The sequence below is a fragment of the Entomohabitans teleogrylli genome (assembly GCF_001484765.1).
Taxonomy (GTDB): Bacteria; Pseudomonadota; Gammaproteobacteria; order Enterobacterales; family Enterobacteriaceae; genus Entomohabitans; species Entomohabitans teleogrylli.
The window spans coordinates 39,084-61,000 of sequence record NZ_LLXO01000030.1 but is presented as its reverse complement, the minus strand read 5'-3'; the positions used below and the strand labels follow the sequence as shown (position 1 = coordinate 61,000).

Here is a 21,917-nt window from a genome sequence, read left to right as displayed (position 1 = left end):
CAAAATTCACCCCTCAGAGATAAAGATAGAGTCGCACCTGGGCGGCTCCCGGCATCCGGGTACTGGTGGTTACCTTAACCCCTGACTTTGCCGGGATCACCACAGACCGTGAGTGCTCAAGAGGATGCATCTCCAGCCCGTTGGTGTCATACCAGTAAAACCGGTAATTCACCGTCACAGGTTTACTATTGTCATTATAGAGTTCAGACGTTGCCGTTGTGAGCGCGCTAGCGTCGGAAAGCGTCGGTTTTTCCGCGGTGATGCCAGCAGCCAGCAGTGAAGACTCCATCACCAGCGTCTGTTGTTGATTGACCGGAATGGCTGGCCGGGAGCTGCACCCGGACGCCAGCAGCAGAGCCAGCAGTATCGCGATGCCTTCCCGGCGCATATCAAATTCCTTTATGAGACAGCATCGGCCCCAGGGAACGTCCCCCCAGCAGATGCATATGGATATGAAACACTTCCTGCCCGCCGTGGCGGTTACAGTTAACAATCAGGCGGTAGCCATCTTCAGCAATCCCTTCCTGTTCAGCAATTTTTGCCGCAACAGTGATCATGCGCCCCAGCGCCAGTTCATCTTCAACCGTGACGTGGTTGACTGTCGGGATCAGCACATTGGGAATGATTAAAATGTGGGTCGGCGCCTGGGGGGCAATATCGCGAAATGCAGTAACCAGCTCGTCCTGGTAAACAATGTCCGCGGGGATTTCGCGGCGAATGATCTTACTGAAAATGGTTTCTTCAGCCATGAGAGTATCCTTTAACAAAAGCCAGTACTGAAAGTATGAGCGTGATAATCCTTATTTTTCAAGCTAAAAGCAGATAATTCCGCCGCGCTCTGGTCGCCCGTGCGGGATTTATTATCGCCCCGGGCGCCAGCGATATCCACTTTTATCCCCCGCAGGGCAATGTATCGACACAAAAAAAGGGAGGCTTTCGCCTCCCTTCACGCTCCCCAACGCTTACTTAACTGTTGCGGATGTACTCATCCATTTCGGTTTTCAGGTTATCGGACTTAGTGCCGAAAATCGCCTGAACGCCGGAACCTGCCACCACTACGCCAGCCGCGCCCAGCTTTTTCAGCCCCGGCTGGTCAACTTTCGCGACATCAGCCACACTGACGCGCAGGCGGGTAATACAGGCATCAAGGTTGGTGATGTTCTCTTTACCACCAAAAGCCGCCACCAGCGCCGGGGCCATTTCACTACCAGCGCCGGCTTTAACATCTTCCGTTGCCTCTTCGCGGCCCGGCGTTTTCAGATCCAGCGCTTTAATCAGCACGCGGAAGATGGTGTAGTACGCCAGCGCATAACCTGCGCCGACAATCGGGAACAGCCACAGGTTGCTGCCGTTGCCGCTCAGAACCACGAAGTCGATCAGACCGTGCGAGAAGCTGGTACCATCACGCATCCCCAGCAGAATACAGATTGGGAACGCCAGACCGGCCAGAATAGCGTGGATCACATACAGGATCGGCGCCACGAACATGAAGGAGAACTCGATAGGCTCGGTGATCCCGGTCAGGAACGAGGTCAGCGCCGCGGAAATCATGATCCCGCCCACTTTAGCGCGGTTTTCAGGCTTAGCCGAGTGCCAGATAGCGATCGCCGCCGCCGGCAGACCGTACATTTTGAACAGGAAGCCGCCGGACAGTTTGCCCGCCGTCGGATCACCCGCCATATAGCGCGGAATATCGCCGTGGAATACCTGGCCCGCCGCATTGGTGAATTCACCGATCTGCATCTGGAAAGGAACGTTCCAGATATGGTGCAGGCCAAACGGCACCAGGCAGCGTTCAATAAAGCCGTAGATCCCGAAGGCAACCACCGGGTTCTGGTACGCCGCCCACTGAGAGAAGGTCTGAATCGCGGTACCAATCGGCGGCCAGATAAAGGACAAGAGCACGCCGAAAGCGATCGCGGTCAGGCCGGAGATAATCGGTACGAAACGCTTACCAGCGAAAAAGCCCAGGTACTCAGGCAGCTTAATACGGTAAAAGCGGTTGAACATGTAAGCGGCAATAGCGCCGGCAATGATCCCGCCCAGCACCCCGGTATCCGCCAGATGGCCTTTTTCAATGTCTTGCGCAGACATATGCAGCACCAGCGGCGCCACCACAGCCATGGTTTTCACCATGATACCGTAGGCGACCACGGCCGCCAGACCGGCAACCCCGTCGTTATTGGTAAAGCCCAGAGCGACACCAATAGCAAAAATAAGTGGCATGTTGGCGAATACCGAGCCGCCCGCTTCCGCCATAACGTGGGAAACGACCGCCGGTAACCAGCTGAAGTTCGCCGAACCGACCCCCAGCAGGATACCTGCGATGGGCAGTACCGATACCGGCAGCATCAGCGATTTACCCACCTTTTGCAGGTTAGCAAATGCATTTTTGAACATAATTAGAAGTGCTCCTGAGTATTTGTGCTTTTTTTCGCGTTAAACGCTCTGGCCCCTGGGGAGCAGGGACCCTGTGCGGGCCTCTGAGTGCCCTTTTATTTATTACGCAGAGTAAAATAAATCGCTTTTTTTTTGTTTGATGGCTATCACGTTTCAGCTAAAGCCAGCATTAAAACTTTCATTACTTTACATAAGCCATTACAAAGTATGTCAGAAAGGGCCTGTATGGCCCTTTTTGTGGCGCAGAACTTTACCTGCTTTAAGGATTAATTACGAGCTTAAAAATAATGGGGAAATGTTCAGGCAGGCTGCAAACGACTGGCATCAACATGGAACAGGGAGGCAAAGTTCGCTGTCGTCGCCTGCGCCAGCTCGGCGAGGGAGACACCTTTCAGCGTCGCCATAAACTCCGCGACGTCGCGCACCATTGCCGGCTGGTTCTCTTTTCCGCGATGCGGCACTGGCGCCAGGTAAGGAGAATCGGTTTCCACCAGCAGGCGATCCAGCGGCACATAGCGCGCCGCATCACGTAGCTGCCCGGCGGTGCGGAAAGTCACAATACCAGAAAAAGAGATATAGAACCCCATATCCAGCAGTTTCCCTGCGGTTTCCCGATCTTCAGTAAAACAGTGTAGTACCCCACCGCACTCTGTCACCTTTTCTTCGCGCAAAATGGCCAGCGTATCCGCCCGGGCATCGCGGGTATGGACAATCACCGGCTTATTCAACTGTCGGCCAATGCGGATATGCTGGCGAAAAGAGATCTGCTGGCGCGCTTTAGTTTCCGGCGTGTAGTAATAATCAAGCCCGGTTTCCCCCAGCGCCACTACCCCCGGCTCGGCGGCCAGGGTCAGTAACTCTTGCTCGTCGTACATCTGATCCTGGTTAAGCGGATGTACGCCACAGGAGAAAACCACATCATCGCGTTCGCCGACCAGGCTACGCAGACCGCGATAGCCCGGCAGCGTGGTCGCAACCGCAAGGCAAAATTTCACATCACGCGCCGCCGCTTTCGCCAGCACATCATCGACATCTTTATGTAAAGACTGATAATCCAGACCATCAAGATGGCAGTGTGAGTCGACTAAAAACATAATGTCTCTCTCAGAGTTGAGAACCAGCAACAATCGCACCCGGACGCATCAGGTGCTCCCAGGACAATAAGAATTCGGTGAGCAGCAGTTCGCGGTTCACGCCGGCGACCTCAGCCAGACGTTCGCGGCAGCACAGTAAACTGTGCAGGATGGCATGAATGGCCGTCGTGGAAAGCTGGCCGGCGCACTGCGCTACCACCGGTTGCATATCGCCGTTCATTAGCCAGGCCGCCGCGCCCTGCTGCCACTTCAGGGCATCCAGCAGCAGAGAAGAGAGCCACTGCAGGCGCTGCAATACCCGATCGTCATTGAGTTGCGCTAACAGGCTCAGCATGTCGCGCTGATTCAGGGCCTCCCCGAGAGCGTTGCACAGTGCGTTACGCCGCTGCCACTGCTCTGGTTCAAGCAGTTCCAGCGCCGCCGCGGGCGCCCCCATCGACAGCCGCAGCGCGGCCTGTAACTGCGCCCGATCGCCTGGAGCCTCTCTGGCCAGCCAGGCAAGGGCATAACTCTCCTCCGGCGGAGCCAGATACCAGTACAGGCAGCGGCTACGCAGCGTTGCCAGCAATTTTTCCGGTTCACGGGTGCCGAGGAAAAACCAGCACGCCTGCGGCGGTTCTTCCAGGGTCTTCAGCAGCGCATTGGCCGCCGCTTCAGTAAGCCAGCCGGCATCCGGGATCCACACCACTCGCGCGCCGCCCTGACGGGCACGACCATAGAGCGCCTCCGTAACCTGACGCACCGGGTCAATCCCCAGAGTGCTTTTACCCTTCTCAGGCGTTATCACGTGGTAATCCGGGTGGGTGCCCGCCTGCATAAGCTGGCAACCGCGGCACTTACCGCAGCTTTTGTTCCCGTCCGGCTGCTGGCACATCAACCAGCGGCTGAGGGCATAAATCAGCGCATCGTCTCCCAGTCCCGCCTGAGCATGCAGCAACAGCGCGTGATGGCCGCGTCCCGACTGATACAAACTCATCAGCCGTTCAAAGTCGCCGCGCAGCCACGGATACCAGCGCATCAGCCCTGCTCCCTGACCCACTCGGTGACAGTTCGACGAATCGCCGCGCTCACCTGTTCCAGCCCCCGGGTCGCATCAATGGTTTTAATGCGCGCATCAGCGGCGGCCAGTTCCAGATAGCGCGCCCGGGTGCGGTTAAAAAAGTCCAGCGATTCCTGTTCAATACGATCCAGCTCGCCGCGCGCCCGTGCGCGACGCAGGCCAACCTCCGGAGTAACATCGAGATAGAGGGTCAGATCGGGGGAGAAATCACCGAGCACGGCGTCACGCAGGGTTTTCAGCAAATGGGGATCAATGCCCCGCCCTCCGCCCTGATAGGCCTGGGTCGAGAGATCGTGGCGATCGCCGATCACCCAGGCGCCGCGCGCCAGGGCAGGTTTAATGACATTTTCCACCAACTGGATACGCGCAGCATAAAACATCAACACTTCGGCTTTATCGGTCACCACTTCATCCCCGGCAGCTTTGACGCCAAGCACCAGATCGCGGAGCTTTTCCGCCAGCAGAGTGCCGCCCGGCTCGCGGGTAAATACCAGGTCGGTAATACCCAGCCCCTGCAGCGTTTCAGTGATCAACGTGCGCGCCGTGGTTTTTCCCGAGCCTTCCAGCCCTTCTATGACGATAAATTTACTGCCCATCTTTATCCTTTAATGCCCTGATATAGTTCCGTACCGCCTTATTGTGGTTAGTCAGGTTGGTGCTGAACGCATGCCCGCCCTTACCATCGGCCACAAAATAGAGATACGGCGTTTTCGCCGGATGCGCCGCCGCTGTCAGCGACGCCAGACCGGGCACTGCAATAGGTCCCGGCGGCATACCGCTAATAACATAAGTATTATACGGCGTCGGCGTTTCGAGATCCTTGCGCGACAGTTTACCATCATAGCGCTCGCCCATGCCGTAGATAACCGTCGGATCGGTCTGCAGACGCATGCCGATACGCAGCCGGTTAATAAAGACGGAAGCCACCTGGTCGCGTTCCACCGCCACGGCGGTCTCTTTTTCAATGATCGAGGCCATGGTCACCAGTTGGTTCTGGTCTTCATAAGGGAGCCCATCTATGCGATCTTTCCAGACGGCGTCCACCTGAGCCACCATCTTCTGGTGAGCGCGCTTCAGTAACGCGACATCGCTGGTATTGGCGGTATACATCCAGGTGTCGGGGTAAAACCACCCTTCCACCCAGTCCGGATGCTCCATCTTCAGCGCCTCGGCCACCGTTGCGTAACGATCGTCTTTCAGGGTATGGCGGATATAGGGCGCCTCACGCAGTTGTTTGAGTAAATCACTCAGACGCATGCCTTCAATAAAGCGAATCGGAAACTGAGCCTCTTTACCGCTGGCCAGCAGCCTGAGCATGTCGCGCACCGTCATCTGAGGCGTAAAACGATACGTTCCGGCTTTAAAATTAGCCAGTTCCGGCTCTACGCGCAGCAGCCACTGGAATACCCGCGGACGATTAATGATTTTTTCATCATACAGTTGCACGCCCAGCGCCTGACGCCCGGTCCCGGCCTGTAGCGTAAAGATAGTTTCCTGCTCAATCAACAGTTTGCTGTCGGCCAACTGTCGAACTTTCCATAGTCCAACCCCGGCCGCCACGCCCAGCATAACCAGCAGCAGTAAAAAGAAGCTCAGCATCTTTTTCATTACGATGTTCTACTCACATTGGGGAGCCAGCCAGCGCCAGAGTTCCCGGGATGAATAGTGCCGCGTCTCCGTCTGCCTGACGGGCAGCACCGGCATCAGCGCATTACACGCCAGCACCTCATCCGCCTCTTCCAGCGTCTGAACCGGCTCTCTGACTTCAGATACCGACCATGGCGATGTCGCCAGTAGCGCAACAATATGCTGGCGCATAATACCGTTAACCCCGGCACGATCTACACTGGGGGTATAAACGCGGTTTCCTTTGCGCCAGAATAAATTGGCCGCACAGCATTCCACCAGCATCCCGTCACTGTCAAGCACCAGCGCCTCCTCGCCCCCTGTCTGGTCAAGATGCGTGCGAATCAGCACCTGCTCAAGGCGATTAAGGTGCTTTATCCCGGCCAGCGCCGGATTACAGCCCAGCCGCACCGGACTGAGCGCCAGAGCGACGCCCTGCTGCCGCCAGGCCAGATAGTGTTGCGGGGCGTCAGAAACGCAGAGGATACGCGTTGGCTGGCTACAGTTGGCCGCGCTATAGCCGCGCCCGCCGCTCCCGCGGGTAATAATCACTTTGATAACGCCATCCGCCTGCTGACGCGCCAGAAGGCGCATCTCTGCGCCTATCTGGCTGACATCCGGCTCCGCCATCAGCAACTGCCGACAGCCCTGCCGCAAACGCTGCAAATGTTGTTCCAGAAAGCGCACCTCCCCTGCCACCACCCGGGCGGTGGTGAAGCAGCCATCGCCAAACTGGATAGCGCGATCGCCTGCCGGTAGTTGCTGTTGCCAGTGGCCGTTAATCAAATACACGGGAGACTCCTTTTCATCGACAGGTCCGCTAGTTTCTCAGGCTCGCCGGCGCAGAGCAACCAGGGGGTAATCTCATACCAGAGGAGGAAGGCTGGAAAGAAAAAAGCCCGCCAGGCGGGCCTTAAGAGTACAACTGAACGGATCAGACCTTTTTAAACACCAGTGAACCGTTAGTGCCGCCAAAACCGAAGGAGTTACACAGCGTGTATTCCATACCGCTCACCTGGCGTGCTTCGTGAGGCACGAAATCAAGATCGCAGCCTTCATCCGGGTTATCCAGGTTAATGGTCGGCGGTACCGCCTGATCGCGCAGCGCCAGAATCGAATAAATCGACTCTACCGCGCCCGCCGCGCCCAGCAGGTGACCGGTCATCGACTTGGTTGAGCTGACCAGCACCCGGCTGGCGGCATCCCCGAAGACCGATTTCACTGCCTGCGCTTCCGCTTTATCCCCTGCCGGGGTGGAAGTACCGTGGGCGTTGACATAGCCAATCTGCGCCGGTTCAATCGCCGCGTCGCGCAGCGCATTTACCATCGCCAGCGCCGCGCCGGCGCCGTCTTCCGGTGGCGACGTCATGTGGTATGCATCGCTGCTCATACCGAAACCAACAACTTCGGCGTAAATTTTCGCGCCGCGCCGCTTCGCATGTTCGTACTCTTCGAGTACGACGATGCCGGCGCCGTCGCCCAGTACGAAACCATCACGCTCTTTATCCCACGGACGGCTCGCCGCCTGCGGATTATCGTTGCGGGTGGATAGCGCACGGGCGGCGCCAAACCCGCCGACGCCCAGCGGCGTACTGGCTTTTTCTGCTCCGCCCGCCAGCATAGCATCCGCGTCGCCATAGGCGATGATGCGCGCCGCGTGGCCAATATTATGGACGCCGGAAGTACAGGCGGTGGCGATAGAAATACTCGGGCCACGCAGGCCATACATGATGGTCAGGTGACCGGCCACCATATTCACAATAGTAGAGGGAACGAAGAACGGGCTGATTTTACGCGGCCCGCCGTTAACCAGCGAACTGTGGTTTTCTTCGATCAGGCCAAGACCGCCAATGCCGGAACCTATGGCGGCGCCGATACGGGTCGCGTTCTGCTCTGTCACTTCAAGGCCAGAATCCTGCATGGCCTGCCAGCCCGCAACAATTCCATATTGAATGAAGGCATCCATCTTGCGCTGCTCTTTGCGCGAGATAATGTCATCACAATTAAAATCCTTTACTAAGCCAGCAAATTTCGTTGCATAGGCGCTAGTATCGAAATGGTCGATCGGGCTGATGCCACTCTGACCGGCAAGGAGAGCTTTCCAGGTAGACTCTACGGTATTGCCGACAGGAGACAACATGCCCAGTCCGGTCACAACTACACGACGCTTAGACACGTTTGTCCTCCAGGGAGGGAAAAATAGACACTATGTGGGACGACAAAAAGAAAAAACTCAGGCGGTCGAATGACCGCCTGGAGATGTTCACTTACGCCTGGTGGCCGTTGATGTAATCAATGGCAGCCTGAACGGTGGTGATTTTCTCAGCTTCTTCGTCCGGAATCTCAGTATCAAACTCTTCTTCCAGAGCCATTACCAGCTCAACGGTGTCAAGAGAATCAGCGCCCAGGTCTTCAACGAAAGAAGCATTGTTGGTGACTTCTTCCTGCTTAACGCCCAGCTGTTCGCCGATAATTTTCTTAACGCGTTCTTCGATAGTGCTCATACTCTTAAATTTCCTATCAAAACTCGCTTTCGCGATGGTTTTCGTAGTGTATAAAATGTTGAAAAAGTTGCAACTAAATCCCGGCAGGTCGTACCACGATTTTACGCTATTTTGAGGCCTTTTGGACCGATAACGCAAATAAATTTCTTCGTGGTTAAACCATATACATTCCGCCGTTGACGTGCAGAGTCTCACCAGTGATGTACCCTGCTTCGTCAGAAGCTAAGAATGCAACCGCATTGGCGATTTCTTTTGCGTCACCGAGGCGACCCGCAGGAACCTGCGCCAAAATACCCGCACGCTGGTCATCAGAAAGCGCGCGCGTCATGTCCGTTTCAATAAAGCCCGGAGCAACTACATTCACAGTAATACCGCGGGACGCCACTTCACGCGCCAGCGATTTACTAAAGCCAATCAGACCCGCTTTCGCCGCAGCGTAGTTAGCCTGACCCGCATTTCCCATGGTACCAACCACAGAACCGATGGTGATAATACGCCCATGACGCTTTTTCATCATAGCGCGCATTACCGCTTTTGACAGACGGAAAACCGATGACAGATTGGTTTCCAGGATGTCATCCCATTCGTCTTCCTTCATGCGCATCAATAAATTGTCGCGGGTGATACCGGCATTATTTACCAGAATATCGACATCACCAAATTCTGCGCGAATATTTTCCAGAACGGATTCGATAGATGCCGGATCGGTCACATTCAGCATCAGACCTTTCCCGTTGGCGCCCAGATAATCGCCAATCGCCTGCGCGCCGCTTTCGCTGGTGGCAGTACCGATGACAATAGCTCCACGCGCGACCAGGGTCTCAGCGATAGCGCGCCCGATACCACGGCTCGCGCCGGTGACCAGCGCAATCTTTCCTTCAAAGTTCATGGGGTTCCTCGTTTTATTGCGAAAGCGCCTCTGACACGGCCGCCGGTTCGTTAAGCGCGGAGGCGGTCAGGGTGTCTACAATACGTTTTGTCAGCCCGGTCAGTACTTTACCCGGCCCGGCTTCATACAGATGGGTCACCCCCTGAGAAGCCATGAATTCAACGCTCTTCGTCCACTGTACCGGACTATACAGCTGGCGTACCAGCGCATCACGAATGGCCTCAGGGGTGGTTTCACACTGCACGTCAACGTTATTGACCACCGGAATCTGCGGCGCACTGAACGTGATGTTGTTGAGTTCGACGGCCAGTTTTTCCGCCGCCGGCTTCATCAGCGCACAATGGGACGGCACGCTGACCGGCAGCGGCAGCGCACGCTTGGCCCCCGCCGCTTTACAAGCCGCGCCGGCGCGCTCAACGGCCTCTTTATGGCCGGCGATCACCACCTGGCCCGGCGAATTGTAGTTTACCGGCGAAACCACCTGTCCCTGAGCGGATTCTTCACAGGCATTAGCAATCGACGCGTCATCCAGACCAATGATCGCCGCCATCGCGCCAGTGCCTTCCGGTACCGCTTCCTGCATAAATTTACCGCGCATCTCCACCAGGCGCACGGCGTCGGCGAAAGCGATAACCCCGGCGCACACCAGCGCGGAGTATTCGCCGAGGCTGTGACCGGCCATCAACGCCGGCGTTTTACCGCCCTGCTGCTGCCAGACGCGCCAGATAGCCACAGAGGCCGCCAGTAACGCCGGCTGGGTCTGCCAGGTTTTGTTCAGTTCTTCCGCCGGTCCCTGCTGAGTCAGCGCCCAGAGATCGTAGCCCAGTACATCAGAGGCTTCACGGAAAGTTTCTTCGACCACCGGGTATTCCGCCGCCAGAGAGGCCAACATGCCAGGCGACTGGGAACCCTGTCCCGGGAAAACAAAAGCGAATTGCGTCATTGTTTTTAGTCTCTGTTAATCAAAAACGAACCAGCGCGGAGCCCCAGGTAAAGCCGCCGCCAAAGGCTTCCAGCAAAATCAATTGGCCGGGTTTAATACGCCCGTCGCGTACCGCTTCGTCAAGCGCGGCAGGCACCGAAGCGGCAGAAGTATTGCCGTGACGGTCAAGGGTGACCACCACGTTATCCATCGACATACCGAGCTTTTTCGCCGTTGCGCTGATAATACGCAGGTTAGCCTGGTGCGGCACCAGCCAGTCCAGCGCCGCATGGTCGAGGTTATTTGCCGCCAGCGTCTCATCAACAATATGCGCCAGCTCGGTCACCGCGACTTTGAAAACCTCATTACCGGCCATGGTCAGGTACGCCGGATTTTCCGGCGTGACGCGATCCATATTCGGCAGCGTCAACAGCGCGCCATAGTGACCGTCGGCGTGCAGATGGGTAGAAATAATGCCCGGCTCCTGCGAAGCGCCAAGTACAACCGCCCCTGCGCCGTCGCCAAAAATAATGATCGTTCCGCGATCGGTGGGATCGCAGGTACGCGCCAGTACATCGGAGCCAATCACCAGCGCATGTTTCACGGCGCCGTTTTTAACATACTGATCGGCAATGCTCAACGCATAGGTGAACCCGGCGCAGGCCGCCGCCACGTCGAACGCCGGGCAACCTTTAATGCCCAGCATCGCCTGAATCTGGCAGGCTGCGCTGGGAAACGCGTGGGTCGAAGACGTGGTGGCAACCACAATCAGGCCAATGTCGTTTTTATCCAGCCCGGCCATGTCCAGCGCCCGCAGCGCTGCCTGATAACCCATCGTAGCGACTGTTTCGTCCGGCGCCGCAATCCGCCGCTCGCGGATCCCGGTACGCGTAACGATCCACTCATCAGAGGTGTCGACCATTTTTTCCAGATCGGCGTTAGTACGCACCTGCTCGGGCAACCAGCTGCCCGTACCAATAATCTTTGTATACATGTACGCTCAGTCACTCCTGGGGTAATACAGATTCCAGACGAGCGGCTATCCGTTCCGGAACTTGCCGTCGTACTGCCTGCTCTGCCTGCTCAATGGCGACCGCAAACGCTCGCTGATTGGCCGCACCGTGGCTCTTAATCACCGTGCCGCGCAATCCTAACAGACAGGCGCCATTATACTGGTCGGGGTTGAGGTGACTGAATCGCCGGGAAAGCCTTTTTTGTAACCAGCGTTTAACTAAAATCAGCCACCATGACCGTTTTTTGCCCTCACCCTGAGATTTCAGCAGTGAAAGGAACATTCTGACAACACCTTCCATCGTCTTCAGTGTGACATTACCGACAAATCCGTCACATACCAGGACATCCGTTTTACCGGTCAGTAATTCGTTGGCCTCTAAATAGCCAATATAGTTGATGGAAGGAGAAGATTTCAGCATTGCCGACGCATCGCGAATGCTATCCAGCCCTTTGGTCTCTTCTTCGCCGATATTAAGCAACGCGACGCGGGGTTGAGCGATTTCCAGCACTTCTTCCGCCATGACCGACCCCATAATGGCGAATTGCACCAGCATCGTACTGTCGCAAGCGACGTTGGCGCCCAAATCCAGCACAACGGTTTTGCCCTTTTGCTGATTGGGCAATACGGTCATCAGCGCCGGACGTTCAATGCCCTCAATCGGCTTGAGAAGCAGTTTCGCCAGCCCCATTAGCGCCCCGGTATTGCCGGCGCTGACGCAGGCCTGCGCCCGCCCCTCTTTGACCAGTTCCAGCGCCACGCGCATGGAAGAACCCCGGCTATTACGAATCGCCTGGGACGGTCTGGCATCACTGGCAATAACCGACTCCGCAGCAATAATCTGCAGCCGCGAACGTTGTTCGAAGTCAGCTTTGGCAAGTAATGGCGTGATGGCGTCGGGATCGCCGACTAACAGAAGGTGCAGTTGTGAATTAGAATCCAGCGCCTGCAAAGCCGCAGGCACTGTCACGGCGGGGCCAAAATCCCCGCCCATGACATCTAACGCAAGGGTTAGACGTGTCAAGATATCGCCGGATGACGGTTTAACCCCGCGTCGGCGGGGCGAAACACGCTAAGCCGAATCACGCTTGCGCGTGATTACTTAGCGATAACCTTACGACCGCGGTAGTAACCGTCGGCGGTAATGTGGTGACGCAGATGGGATTCACCAGAAGTCTTGTCTACAGACAGGCTGGTTACAGCGGTCAGCGCATCATGAGAACGACGCATGCCACGCTTGGAACGGGTGGGTTTATTCTGTTGTACGGCCATGGACCTTACTCCTCAATTACGGTTTATCCCTGTTTTTTCAGGAAAGACCTATTACTTACGCTTTAAACTGGCTAATACGGCAAATGGGTTTGGCTTTTGCGCTTCATCAGGCAGTTCGCCAAAGACCATGTCCGCTTCGGACACTTCACAGTGTTCAGAATCGTGCACCGGAACTACCGGTAAGGAGATGATAATTTCATCTTCTACCATCGCCAGCAGATCGATTTCACCGAATTCGTTAACCTCAATCGGTTCATACGCTTCCGGCAACGCTTCGGCCTGGTCGTCACTTCTGACCGGACTGAAACAATACTGCGTGTAGACCTGATGAGATAATGGCTGGCCGCAGCGTTGACATGTCAGGGTAACCGACACCCGGGCATCCCCGCGGATCACCGCAAGACGCTGGCTGTCAACCGCAAACGACATCGCGCATTCCACATCACTGTCCACACTGACTACAGATTCGGCGACACGCTCAACCTGTTCAGGGGTATAAATACCCTCGTAATCAAGGCGTTTCTGAGCCGTACGAACCGGATCAAGAGTCAGGGGTAATTTTACCTTTTGCATAGGGCGCGCATATTAACTTTGTAGCGGGATATAGTCAAAGAAAAAGGCAGCCAGGGCTGACCTTTTGCCATTTATTCGCACACATTCGCAGCGGACAGTTTAAAATAGCGCTTACAGAACGGCTAAACCGACGGAAAAATATGACCCCCATCGTGCTTGCTTCCACCTCGCCCTTTCGCCGCGCGCTGCTGGAAAAACTGGGCATCCCCTTTATTTGCGCCATTCCGGACGCCGACGAAACGCCCCGCGAAGGCGAAACGGCACGCCAACTGGTCACGCGCCTGGCCCGGGAAAAAGCGCAATCATTACGCGTTCAGTATCCCTCACACCTTATTATAGGCAGCGACCAGGTTTGCGTACTGGGAAATAACATTACCGGCAAGCCGCACACTGAACGAAATGCGGTCGCTCAACTGCGGCAGGCGCGCGGAAACAGAGTGACCTTTTATACCGGCCTGGCGCTCTTTAATTCCAGCAACGGGCAACTGCAAAGCGAATGCGAGCCGTTTGACGTCCACTTTCGCCACCTCAGCGATGAAGAGATCGACCATTATGTGCGTCGCGAACAACCGCTGTGGTGCGCAGGCAGTTTTAAAAGCGAAGGATTAGGGATAACGTTGTTCGAACGTCTGGAAGGACGCGATCCCAATACCCTGGTCGGACTGCCGCTGATCGCCCTGTGCGCGATGCTACGCAATGAAGGGGTTAATCCGCTGCTGACATAAACGGCAGGATAGCGACAGGAAGCAGGCAAGAACTCGCCTTGCCTGACGTCAGTCACTTGCTGGCGCGCAGTACCTGCAGACACTGTTTAAGCCGATCGTCCAGCGGCGCTTCCATACGCATAATTTCGCCGGTCGCGGGATGCGTAAAGCGCAGCGCCGCGGCGTGCAGAAACAGGCGATTTAACCCGGTGCCGGCTGCCGTTAGCTGGCTGTCGAAATCGCGATCGCCGTAGCGGTCGTCAAACGCGATGGGATGCCCGGCATGTAGGGTATGCACGCGAATCTGGTGAGTACGCCCGGTGATCGGGCTACAGCGCACCAGAGTGGCGAAGGCATAGCGCTCTTCTACCTTAAAACGCGTCTCCGACGGTTTTCCTTCACCGCTGACCCGGACGATGCGCTCGCCGCTCTGCAGGATATTCTTGAGCAGCGGCGCCTGAACCGCTTTAACGTGCGACTGCCACTGGCCGCGCACCAGCGCCAGGTAATCTTTCTGCATTCCTTTATCGCGTAACTGTTCATGCAGCGAGCGCAGCGCGGAACGTTTTTTCGCCACCAGCAGCACACCGGATGTATCGCGATCGAGACGGTGCACCAGCTCCAGGAAACGCGCCTCCGGGCGCAACGCCCGCAACCCTTCGATCACCCCAAAACTCAGGCCGCTGCCGCCGTGCACCGCGGTACCGGAGGGTTTATTCAGCACCAGCAGATGATCATCTTCATAAAGAATGACATCGCTGAGGGCGGCGACCTTTTGCAGGTGCGGCGAAACCGCCTCTTCTTCTCGCTCGGCCACGCGTACTGGTGGAATACGGACTTCGTCCCCGGCTTCCAGCTTATATTCAGGCTTGATGCGCTTCTTATTTACCCGCACCTCGCCCTTACGCAGGATGCGATAAATCATACTTTTCGGTACCCCTTTTAACTGGGTACGTAAAAAGTTATCGATACGCTGCCCTGCTTCGTCAGCAGAAATAGCAACGATTTTTACGGATGGCGTCTCTGTTTTCATGGTCGGCGATTCTAAATAGCCGGGGTGAATAGCGCCACCTCTTTTTCTGTGCTTATATTTAGAATCATCCTGGCGCGCAGTAAAAAAGCCGGTCTTTCTGTTGGTTATTGCAGCACAGCGGGAAGAGCGGTGCAAAAACTGTGAGAAACCGGGTGATAAATGGCAAAAGTCATCTTGCTATCACGCGCTGAGCAGTGGAATAATGCTGTGGTTTTCCGTGTTCAGACTTGTTAAGCAAGGACTTTTGCGGAATTACCCATTTTGCCTGGTCATTCATTCACGCAGCAATGGCGTAAGACGTTATGAATTATCAGGCAGTTAGCGGGCTGCGGGTTGCAGTACTTACCGGCAAATGGAATCTTTTCTGGCAAACCATAACCCAGACTATTCCCGGACTAAATTGCGCTGTTTTTCCGTTTGAAAGACAGGCAGCCGATACTGTGCGCCTCCATGCAAGCGACAACCGTGAGGTTGACGACTTTGCGAATAGTCACGAGGCCATCGGTCATACACCGGTAAGTCGTCGCCATGCCCGCCGCTCTGTCACTAATGAATGTAAGAATAATGAGTAAGTTACGATGAAAAGAATGTTAATAAACGCAACTCAGCAAGAAGAGTTGCGTGTCGCCCTTGTTGATGGGCAGCGTCTGTACGACCTGGATATCGAAAGCCCGGGGCACGAGCAGAAAAAAGCGAACATCTACAAAGGCAAAATCACTCGTATCGAACCCAGTCTGGAAGCAGCATTTGTCGATTATGGCGCCGAGCGCCATGGTTTCCTCCCTCTGAAAGAAATCGCCCGCGAATACTTCCCCAGCAATTACGCCTCTCACGGTCGCCCGAACATCAAAGATGTGCTGCGCGAAGGTCAGGAGGTTATTGTCCAGATCGATAAAGAAGAGCGCGGCAACAAAGGGGCTGCGCTGACCACTTTTATTAGTCTGGCGGGAAGTTATCTGGTGTTAATGCCGAATAACCCGCGTGCCGGCGGTATTTCACGCCGGATTGAAGGCGATGACCGCACCGAACTGAAAGAGGCGCTGGCGTCGCTGGAAGTCCCGGACGGCATGGGTCTTATCGTGCGTACCGCCGGGGTGGGGAAATCCGCCGAAGCGCTGCAGTGGGACCTCAGCTTCCGCCTCAAGCACTGGGAGGCCATCCAGAAAGCGGCGGAAAGCCGCCCGGCGCCGTTCCTGATTCACCAGGAAAGCAATGTCATTGTCCGCGCTTTCCGCGATTATCTGCGCCAGGACATCGGCGAGATTCTCATCGACAACCCGAAAATCCTTGAACTGGCCCGCCAGCATATCGCCGCGCTGGGTCGTCCGGATTTCACCAGCAAAATTAAGCTGTACACCGGCGAAATTCCGCTGTTCAGCCACTACCAGATTGAATCGCAGATCGAATCCGCGTTCCAGCGCGAAGTACGTCTGCCGTCCGGCGGCTCTATCGTTATCGATACTACCGAAGCGCTGACCGCCATTGATATCAACTCCGCCCGCGCCACCCGCGGCGGCGATATTGAAGAAACCGCCTTCAACACCAACCTTGAAGCGGCCGATGAAATTGCCCGCCAGCTACGCCTGCGCGACCTCGGCGGTTTGATCGTCATCGACTTTATCGATATGACTCCGGTGCGCCACCAGCGTGCGGTGGAAAACCGTCTGCGTGAAGCGGTGCGTCAGGACCGGGCGCGCATACAGATCAGCCATATTTCGCGCTTCGGCCTGCTGGAGATGTCCCGTCAGCGTCTGAGCCCGTCGCTCGGCGAGTCCAGCCACCACGTGTGCCCACGCTGTAGCGGCACTGGTACTATTCGCGATAACGAATCCCTGTCGCTTTCCATTCTGCGTCTGATCGAAGAAGAAGCGCTGAAGGAGAACACCCAGGAAGTGCACGCCATCGTGCCGGTGCCGATCGCCTCCTATCTGCTGAACGAAAAACGTCAGGCCATCAGCGCCATCGAACAGCGCCAGAATGGCATCCGCTGCATCGTGGTGCCTAACGATCAGATGGAGACGCCGCACTATTCCGTACTGCGTATCCGCAAAGGCGAAGAGACTCAGGTTCTGAGCTACCTGTTGCCGAAGCTGCACGAAGAAGAGATGGCGGCTGGGGTAATCGACGATGAGCCGACCGAGCGTAAGCGTCCGGAACAGCCGGCGCTGGCGACCTTTGTGATGCCGGAAGTTCCGCCGATGCCGGCGGAAAGCGCGCAGCCTAAAGCGCAGGAGAAAACCGCGCCGACCGTTGTCGCCAGTAGCGCAGCCGCGCAGCCGTCAGGCCCGGGCTTCTTTGGACGTCTTATTGCCGGTCTGAAGAAAATGTTTGCCGGCGATGACAGCGCTGAAACCAGTGTGGCTAAAGAGGCAAAAGAAGAGCAGACCACCGCTAAGCAGCAGGATCGTCGTAACAACCGTCGCCAGAACAATCGCCGCGACCGTAACGACAGAAACAGTAATCGCGATAACCGCGGCAGCGAAGCGCGTGAAGGCCGTGAGCCGCGTGAAAATCGCGACGATAATCGCCGCAATCGCCGCCAGGCGCAGCCGCAAACCAGTGATGTTCAGGCACGCCAGACCAGCGGCGCCGACGAGCAGCAGCAGGATAAACCGCAGCAGCCGCGTCGTGAACGTAATCGCCGTCGCAATGATGAAAAACGTCAGGCGCAACAGGAAGTTAAGTCACTGCAGCGTGACAACGTCACCGAGCAGGAAAATGAACAGGAAGAACGCGTTCAGGTGATGCCGCGCCGCAAACCGCGCCAGCTAAACCAGAAAGTACGTATTGAAAGCGCAGAAAGCGCCGCGTCGCAGGATGTCGTCGTACAGGAAGTCGTCACTGAGGCGCTGGCCGCCCCTGTTGCGTCGCTGCCCGCGACTCTGCCAGCCGAACCCGCGGCGCCAGCGCTGCCTGTTGCTGTCAACACTACGGAAACCAGTAGCGCTGAGGATGAGAATGGCGAAGCGCGCAGCGAAACCAGCGCCGGTATGCCGCGTCGTTCCCGCCGTTCTCCGCGCCATCTGCGCGTAAGCGGCCAGCGTCGCCGTCGCTACCGCGATGAGCGCTACCCTGCCGTATCGCCGATGCCGCTGACCGTGGCCTGCGCCTCTCCGGAAATGGCTTCCGGTAAAGTGTGGATTCGCTACCCGATCGCCCGTCCTCAGGACGAAGCGCAGGAAACCCGCGATAGCGTAATCGCCCTGCCGGCCGCCACCGAACAGCCAGAGGTTGCTCAGGTGGAAGTTATTCAGCCGGTGGTATCGCCGGTCAGCGTTGCCGCGCAGCCTGCGGTCGCCGATGAGCCAACCGTGACCTCTGAGCCGGTACAGGTTGAACCGGTAATCACTCAGGAAACAGCGGTCGCCGCTGCTGTTGAGCCGCAGACCACGCATCCGGAAGTGATTGCCGCACCGGTGACTGAACAGCCGCAAATCATTGCCGCCGCCGATATGCCGGTAGCAGAAAACGTGGCTGAACAGGCTGTCGATGCGCAAGTCGTGACTGAACAGGAAGAAGCCGCAGCAGCACAGCCAGAAGCCGTGGTTGAGCCGGTGGCAGAAACTACCGTACCGGTTATCGCCGCGCAATCTACTGCTGAACCCACTGCGCCAGTCATTGCCGCCAGTGTTGAATCTGTCGAAGCGCCGGCTATCGTGGAACAACCAGTTCGCGCCGAACCACAGCCTGCGGTGACTGAAACGACAAAAGCGGTGGTTTCCGGCGGGCACGCCAGCGCCCCAATGACCAAAGCGCCGGCACCGGCCTATGTCGCACAGGCGCCGCGTCACAGCGACTGGCAGCGTCCGGCGTATCAGTTCGCAGGCAAGGGTTCCGCCGGCGGCCACAGCGCCAGCCAGCAGGCTTCCGCACCGGCGGGCAAACCGCAATAACCGTCGGGTTCCCTGACGTGATCGATGGCCAGCACCCGCTGGCCATTTTTTTATCTGTCGTTACGCCCGGAAACTCCGCCAGGATCGCCATGCAAAATAGCCTGGCGGGTCTGCGGAGAATCAATGAACACCGCTTACCTGCGGGAAAACGCGCTCAGGATATCAATCGGAGCAATAAAAAAACCCGCTGCACATCCGGGCCAGCGGGTAAATAAAGCATGTTCCGGCAAGATACATGCTCTAAAGCGAATAGGGTTTATTTATTGAGCTGGAACAGGGACATCGACTGCATATCGCTGAACGTCTTATACGACGCCTGGAGCGCCGCCTGCTGCATAACATACGAGGAGATGGTGGCATTCCAGTCGGCATCCACCAGGTCGCTCATCTGCTGAGTCTGCGCCAGGCTGCGGTTATCCCCCGCCTGGTCAAGAGATTCCAGCTCATCGAGCTGAGTCCCCAGTCCGGCGCGCACCGTCAGTACGTTGTTAAGCGCGTTGCGTAATCCGCGGTTAGTTTTCTCTACCGCTGCCTGTAGCGTCGCTTTGCCGGCGTTATCAAGATCCGCCTGCGGCGTGTTCAGCGCATCGATCGCGCTGTCCAGCATCCGGAACAGACTACTTTCGCTGGCGCTACCATCCGGCTCCGCCACCGCGTTCGCCGGCAGCGTATCAAACACCTGGCTTCCGGTATGACCAATCACCATGATGCGGGCGCTATCCACCTGCTGGGTGACCTGTTTATCCCCGCCCTGATACACCACGTTGCCGGAAGCATCTTCCGCAAAGGGTTTAGTATCGGTTTTATAACCGGCAAAGATGGCGTTACCGTTACCATCAGTACTGTTGGCCAGGTTCAGCAGGTTGTCACGGATCCCCTGAAGATCGGTCGCCAGCGACGCCCGGTCGTTATCGCTCAGGGTGCCGGTCGACGCATAGACGATCTTCTCCTGCGCCGACTGTATAGCGGTGGTCACCTGTCCGAGAATATTCTCCTCCATCGATACCTTTTGGGTGGCGAAAGTGCGCGCTGTAGCATACTGGCTGTTTTGCGCCTGCGACTGGCTCAACACCACCGCCTGCGCCGCCGCCACGGGATCGTCCGAAGGACGGTTCACCCGCTTGCCGGTTGACATTTGTTCACCGGCCGCCAGCCAGACGCTCTGGGAACGCGTAATGCCGCCCATGGTCTGCTCGTACATCATCTGGGTGCTGACCCGCATCGCAATAGTTCCTTATGATCGAATGGATAACAGGGCGTCGAACAACGTACTGGCGGTGCGCAACACCTGAGCATTGGCCAGATAATATTGCTGGTAGCGCTGCAGATTGCCGTACTCCTCGTCAAGATTAACCCCGGAGATCGACTGTTGCTGTTCGGTCAGTTGCGTCACTACGCTTGCCTGAGTGGCGCTGGTGGTTTTCAGGGTACTGGTCTTGTTACCGATGTCCGCCACCATCCCGGCATAGCTATCGTTAAAGGTTTTATTGCCCCCGACAAGGCTGGCGTTTTGCAGATCCAGCAGCGCCTGGGCATTGCGATTATCGCTCTCCCCGGCATCGCTTTCCCCGGCCAGCGCCAGTTGCGCGCCGTCGTTGATGGCAACGCTCATCCCGGCAATCACATCGCGCACCGGGTTAACGGTAAAGCTGTCGCCCGGCGCGGCGCTACCGCTCACCGACAGCGACAGCGACAGCCCTTCAAATTCAATGGTCAGCGGCGAATTATTGCTCACCTGAGCGTCCACCACGGTTCCCGCGGGTTGACGCGTCACCTGCCAGCCCTGCTGGCCGTACGCCACGCGGTAACTGCTGGCCTGCACCTGGCGACTATCCGTCACGCTGATGCTCAGGGATGCAGATCCGTCATTGTGCTTATTGCCCTGTGCTGCCGGGGCGCCAGAGGTAAATAGCGCGCTTCCCGCATCGCCGTTCGCATCAAAACCGCTGGCGTGCTGTTGGTTAATCGCCGATGTAAACGCCAGCGCCAGTTGTCCCATCTGATTGCGCGCACTATCCAGATCCTGACTGCGAAAAGTCAGTACCCCTCCCAGCGAGCCAGAGGCAATCTGCTGTTCGGGAATCTCGAGCGTCCCGGCAACGCTATCAACCGTCGCCACTACCGTGCGACCGGGATCGGCGGCGGAAGGAACTGCCGCCAGGGCCGATGCGCGTCCTCCCTGCACCAGGGTAATCCCGTTGGCCATACTGACATTCCAGCTATTACCATCCTGAACCGTGACCTGAACGCCGACAATTTTGTTCAGTTCGCTGAGCAGTTGATCGCGCCTGTCCAGCAAATCATTAGGCTGCGCGCCGCTACCTACAGCGGTCATCTGGCCGATTTTGTCGTTCAGCGCGGCAATCTGTTGGGTATAGCTATTAATCTGCGCCACACTGGAGCTAACAGCGCTGTTCACCTGTTTATCCATATTGCGCAAATACTGGTCCGTAACCCGGAACTGATTGACCAGCCCGTAAGCCTGGCCCAGTAAGGATTCGCGGGCGGCGGGATCGTTGGCGTTACTGGTTAAAGTGGTCAGGGCCGAGAAAAATCCGCGCATTGCCGTAGTCAGATTACTGGTGCTGTCGGCAAACAGGTCATCCACCTGCGCCAGTTGCTGATAACGGCTGGTCAGCCCACTGCTCTGGGTCTGCGCCGCGTTCAACTGACCGCTGATAAACGCATCATATTCACGCTGGATAGCACTCACCGTGACGCCATTGCCTGACCATCCTCCGGCCCCGAGGGTACTCTGCGTCTGGGTTAACACCGTGGTCTGGCGTGAGTAACCCGCCACATTATAGCTGGAAATATTGTTGCTTACGGTATTCAGCGCCACCTGAGCGGCGCTCAGACCGCTCATGGCGCTGTTAATCAGGCTGCCTGACATGGCGACTCCTTCTCAACAGATATCATCGGGGTTATCGACCCA

22 protein-coding genes are annotated in these 21,917 nt (G+C 56.8%); 3 read left to right on the top strand and 19 right to left on the bottom strand.

The annotated features are described in order from the left end of the window. Window positions 1-13 precede the first annotated feature (13 nt). The 16 genes from AQ981_RS22410 to yceD form a co-directional block, all read right to left on the bottom strand. Window positions 14-388 (bottom strand): YcfL family putative periplasmic lipoprotein, encoded by a 375-nt coding sequence (locus tag AQ981_RS22410; protein WP_058913990.1) that lies wholly within the window; start codon window positions 386-388, stop codon window positions 14-16. A 1-nt stretch (window position 389) separates the two neighbouring features. Then, window positions 390-749: a purine nucleoside phosphoramidase gene (hinT, locus tag AQ981_RS22405; protein ID WP_058913989.1), complete on the bottom strand. Its 360-nt coding sequence runs from the start codon at window positions 747-749 to the stop codon at window positions 390-392. Window positions 750-966: 217 nt separating this feature from the next. Continuing rightward, window positions 967-2,400 (bottom strand): PTS glucose transporter subunit IIBC, encoded by a 1,434-nt coding sequence (ptsG, locus tag AQ981_RS22400; RefSeq protein WP_058913988.1) that lies wholly within the window; start codon window positions 2,398-2,400, stop codon window positions 967-969. A 299-nt stretch (window positions 2,401-2,699) separates the two neighbouring features. Continuing rightward, entirely contained in the window at window positions 2,700-3,494 is a 795-nt protein-coding gene (locus AQ981_RS22395) for a metal-dependent hydrolase (RefSeq protein WP_058913987.1), read from the bottom strand. Window positions 3,495-3,504: 10 nt separating this feature from the next. Beyond that, on the bottom strand, window positions 3,505-4,512 hold the full coding sequence (gene holB / locus AQ981_RS22390; protein WP_058913986.1) for a DNA polymerase III subunit delta': 1,008 nt from the start codon (window positions 4,510-4,512) through the stop codon (window positions 3,505-3,507). Beyond that, complete coding sequence (tmk, locus tag AQ981_RS22385) at window positions 4,512-5,150, bottom strand: dTMP kinase (RefSeq protein WP_058913985.1); 639 nt, start codon at window positions 5,148-5,150, stop codon at window positions 4,512-4,514. The genes holB and tmk overlap by 1 nt, the downstream gene beginning before the upstream one ends. Then, the gene (gene yceG / locus AQ981_RS22380; protein ID WP_058913984.1) at window positions 5,140-6,162 is read right to left on the bottom strand and encodes a cell division protein YceG; all 1,023 of its coding nucleotides are present in this window, start codon (window positions 6,160-6,162) and stop codon (window positions 5,140-5,142) included. The genes tmk and yceG overlap by 11 nt, the downstream gene beginning before the upstream one ends. Window positions 6,163-6,171: 9 nt before the next feature. After that, window positions 6,172-6,972, bottom strand: coding sequence for an aminodeoxychorismate lyase (pabC, locus tag AQ981_RS22375; RefSeq protein WP_058913983.1), 801 nt, complete (start codon window positions 6,970-6,972; stop codon window positions 6,172-6,174). A gap of 142 nt (window positions 6,973-7,114) precedes the next feature. Further along, window positions 7,115-8,356, bottom strand: a complete 1,242-nt coding sequence (fabF, locus tag AQ981_RS22370; RefSeq protein WP_058913982.1) for a beta-ketoacyl-ACP synthase II — start codon at window positions 8,354-8,356, stop codon at window positions 7,115-7,117. Window positions 8,357-8,447: 91 nt separating this feature from the next. Next, window positions 8,448-8,684 carry an acyl carrier protein gene (gene acpP / locus AQ981_RS22365; RefSeq protein WP_000103754.1) on the bottom strand — a complete coding sequence of 79 codons (237 nt, stop codon included), beginning with the start codon at window positions 8,682-8,684 and terminating at the stop codon, window positions 8,448-8,450. Window positions 8,685-8,838: 154 nt separating this feature from the next. Next, window positions 8,839-9,573 (bottom strand): 3-oxoacyl-ACP reductase FabG, encoded by a 735-nt coding sequence (gene fabG, locus AQ981_RS22360; protein ID WP_058913981.1) that lies wholly within the window; start codon window positions 9,571-9,573, stop codon window positions 8,839-8,841. A gap of 13 nt (window positions 9,574-9,586) precedes the next feature. Then, window positions 9,587-10,516 (bottom strand): ACP S-malonyltransferase, encoded by a 930-nt coding sequence (gene fabD, locus AQ981_RS22355; RefSeq protein WP_058913980.1) that lies wholly within the window; start codon window positions 10,514-10,516, stop codon window positions 9,587-9,589. A gap of 19 nt (window positions 10,517-10,535) precedes the next feature. After that, on the bottom strand, window positions 10,536-11,489 hold the full coding sequence (locus tag AQ981_RS22350; protein ID WP_058913979.1) for a beta-ketoacyl-ACP synthase III: 954 nt from the start codon (window positions 11,487-11,489) through the stop codon (window positions 10,536-10,538). A gap of 10 nt (window positions 11,490-11,499) precedes the next feature. Continuing rightward, on the bottom strand, window positions 11,500-12,531 hold the full coding sequence (plsX, locus tag AQ981_RS22345) for a phosphate acyltransferase PlsX (protein ID WP_071608986.1): 1,032 nt from the start codon (window positions 12,529-12,531) through the stop codon (window positions 11,500-11,502). 74 nt (window positions 12,532-12,605) lie between these two features. Beyond that, a complete protein-coding gene (rpmF, locus tag AQ981_RS22340; RefSeq protein ID WP_058913977.1) occupies window positions 12,606-12,779 on the bottom strand; it encodes a 50S ribosomal protein L32 in 174 nt (57 codons plus the stop codon). A 51-nt stretch (window positions 12,780-12,830) separates the two neighbouring features. Further along, window positions 12,831-13,352 (bottom strand): 23S rRNA accumulation protein YceD, encoded by a 522-nt coding sequence (gene yceD, locus AQ981_RS22335; RefSeq protein ID WP_058913976.1) that lies wholly within the window; start codon window positions 13,350-13,352, stop codon window positions 12,831-12,833. Window positions 13,353-13,492: 140 nt separating this feature from the next. Between yceD and AQ981_RS22330 the strand changes: the two genes are divergently transcribed. Beyond that, on the top strand, window positions 13,493-14,077 hold the full coding sequence (locus AQ981_RS22330; protein WP_058913975.1) for a Maf family protein: 585 nt from the start codon (window positions 13,493-13,495) through the stop codon (window positions 14,075-14,077). 52 nt (window positions 14,078-14,129) lie between these two features. Here the strand turns inward: AQ981_RS22330 and rluC are convergent, their stop codons facing one another. Then, window positions 14,130-15,089, bottom strand: coding sequence for a 23S rRNA pseudouridine(955/2504/2580) synthase RluC (rluC, locus tag AQ981_RS22325; RefSeq protein ID WP_058913974.1), 960 nt, complete (start codon window positions 15,087-15,089; stop codon window positions 14,130-14,132). A gap of 302 nt (window positions 15,090-15,391) precedes the next feature. On the opposite strand from rluC, the gene AQ981_RS27765 reads away from it, so the two are divergent. Both AQ981_RS27765 and rne read left to right on the top strand, forming a co-directional pair. Further along, the gene (locus AQ981_RS27765) at window positions 15,392-15,661 is read left to right on the top strand and encodes a hypothetical protein (RefSeq protein ID WP_154675973.1); all 270 of its coding nucleotides are present in this window, start codon (window positions 15,392-15,394) and stop codon (window positions 15,659-15,661) included. A 6-nt stretch (window positions 15,662-15,667) separates the two neighbouring features. Beyond that, a complete protein-coding gene (gene rne / locus AQ981_RS22320) occupies window positions 15,668-18,982 on the top strand; it encodes a ribonuclease E (protein WP_058913973.1) in 3,315 nt (1,104 codons plus the stop codon). Between the two features lie 256 nt (window positions 18,983-19,238). Here rne and flgL read toward each other — a convergent pair whose 3' ends face one another. Beyond that, on the bottom strand, window positions 19,239-20,204 hold the full coding sequence (gene flgL / locus AQ981_RS22310) for a flagellar hook-associated protein FlgL (protein WP_058913971.1): 966 nt from the start codon (window positions 20,202-20,204) through the stop codon (window positions 19,239-19,241). Window positions 20,205-20,216: 12 nt separating this feature from the next. After that, window positions 20,217-21,875, bottom strand: a complete 1,659-nt coding sequence (gene flgK / locus AQ981_RS22305; RefSeq protein WP_058913970.1) for a flagellar hook-associated protein FlgK — start codon at window positions 21,873-21,875, stop codon at window positions 20,217-20,219. Between the last annotated feature and the right edge of the window lie 42 nt (window positions 21,876-21,917).

Excerpts from the sequence above, each read along its gene's own strand:
- AQ981_RS22395 (WP_058913987.1), bottom strand. The coding sequence starts at position 3,494 with ATGTTTTTAGTCGACTCACACTGCCATCTTGATGGTCTGGATTATCAG.
- AQ981_RS22410 (WP_058913990.1), bottom strand. The coding sequence starts at position 388 with ATGCGCCGGGAAGGCATCGCGATACTGCTGGCTCTGCTGCTGGCGTCC.
- fabD (WP_058913980.1), bottom strand. The coding sequence starts at position 10,516 with ATGACGCAATTCGCTTTTGTTTTCCCGGGACAGGGTTCCCAGTCGCCT.
- tmk (WP_058913985.1), bottom strand. The coding sequence starts at position 5,150 with ATGGGCAGTAAATTTATCGTCATAGAAGGGCTGGAAGGCTCGGGAAAA.
- AQ981_RS22330 (WP_058913975.1), top strand. The coding sequence starts at position 13,493 with ATGACCCCCATCGTGCTTGCTTCCACCTCGCCCTTTCGCCGCGCGCTG.
- AQ981_RS27765 (WP_154675973.1), top strand. The coding sequence starts at position 15,392 with ATGAATTATCAGGCAGTTAGCGGGCTGCGGGTTGCAGTACTTACCGGC.
- AQ981_RS22350 (WP_058913979.1), bottom strand. The coding sequence starts at position 11,489 with ATGTATACAAAGATTATTGGTACGGGCAGCTGGTTGCCCGAGCAGGTG.
- flgL (WP_058913971.1), bottom strand. The coding sequence starts at position 20,204 with ATGCGGGTCAGCACCCAGATGATGTACGAGCAGACCATGGGCGGCATT.
- hinT (WP_058913989.1), bottom strand. The coding sequence starts at position 749 with ATGGCTGAAGAAACCATTTTCAGTAAGATCATTCGCCGCGAAATCCCC.
- acpP (WP_000103754.1), bottom strand. The coding sequence starts at position 8,684 with ATGAGCACTATCGAAGAACGCGTTAAGAAAATTATCGGCGAACAGCTG.
- fabG (WP_058913981.1), bottom strand. The coding sequence starts at position 9,573 with ATGAACTTTGAAGGAAAGATTGCGCTGGTCACCGGCGCGAGCCGTGGT.
- flgK (WP_058913970.1), bottom strand. The coding sequence starts at position 21,875 with ATGTCAGGCAGCCTGATTAACAGCGCCATGAGCGGTCTGAGCGCCGCT.
- yceG (WP_058913984.1), bottom strand. The coding sequence starts at position 6,162 with ATGAAAAAGATGCTGAGCTTCTTTTTACTGCTGCTGGTTATGCTGGGC.
- yceD (WP_058913976.1), bottom strand. The coding sequence starts at position 13,352 with ATGCAAAAGGTAAAATTACCCCTGACTCTTGATCCGGTTCGTACGGCT.
- ptsG (WP_058913988.1), bottom strand. The coding sequence starts at position 2,400 with ATGTTCAAAAATGCATTTGCTAACCTGCAAAAGGTGGGTAAATCGCTG.
- rpmF (WP_058913977.1), bottom strand. The coding sequence starts at position 12,779 with ATGGCCGTACAACAGAATAAACCCACCCGTTCCAAGCGTGGCATGCGT.
- rne (WP_058913973.1), top strand. The coding sequence starts at position 15,668 with ATGAAAAGAATGTTAATAAACGCAACTCAGCAAGAAGAGTTGCGTGTC.
- rluC (WP_058913974.1), bottom strand. The coding sequence starts at position 15,089 with ATGAAAACAGAGACGCCATCCGTAAAAATCGTTGCTATTTCTGCTGAC.
- holB (WP_058913986.1), bottom strand. The coding sequence starts at position 4,512 with ATGCGCTGGTATCCGTGGCTGCGCGGCGACTTTGAACGGCTGATGAGT.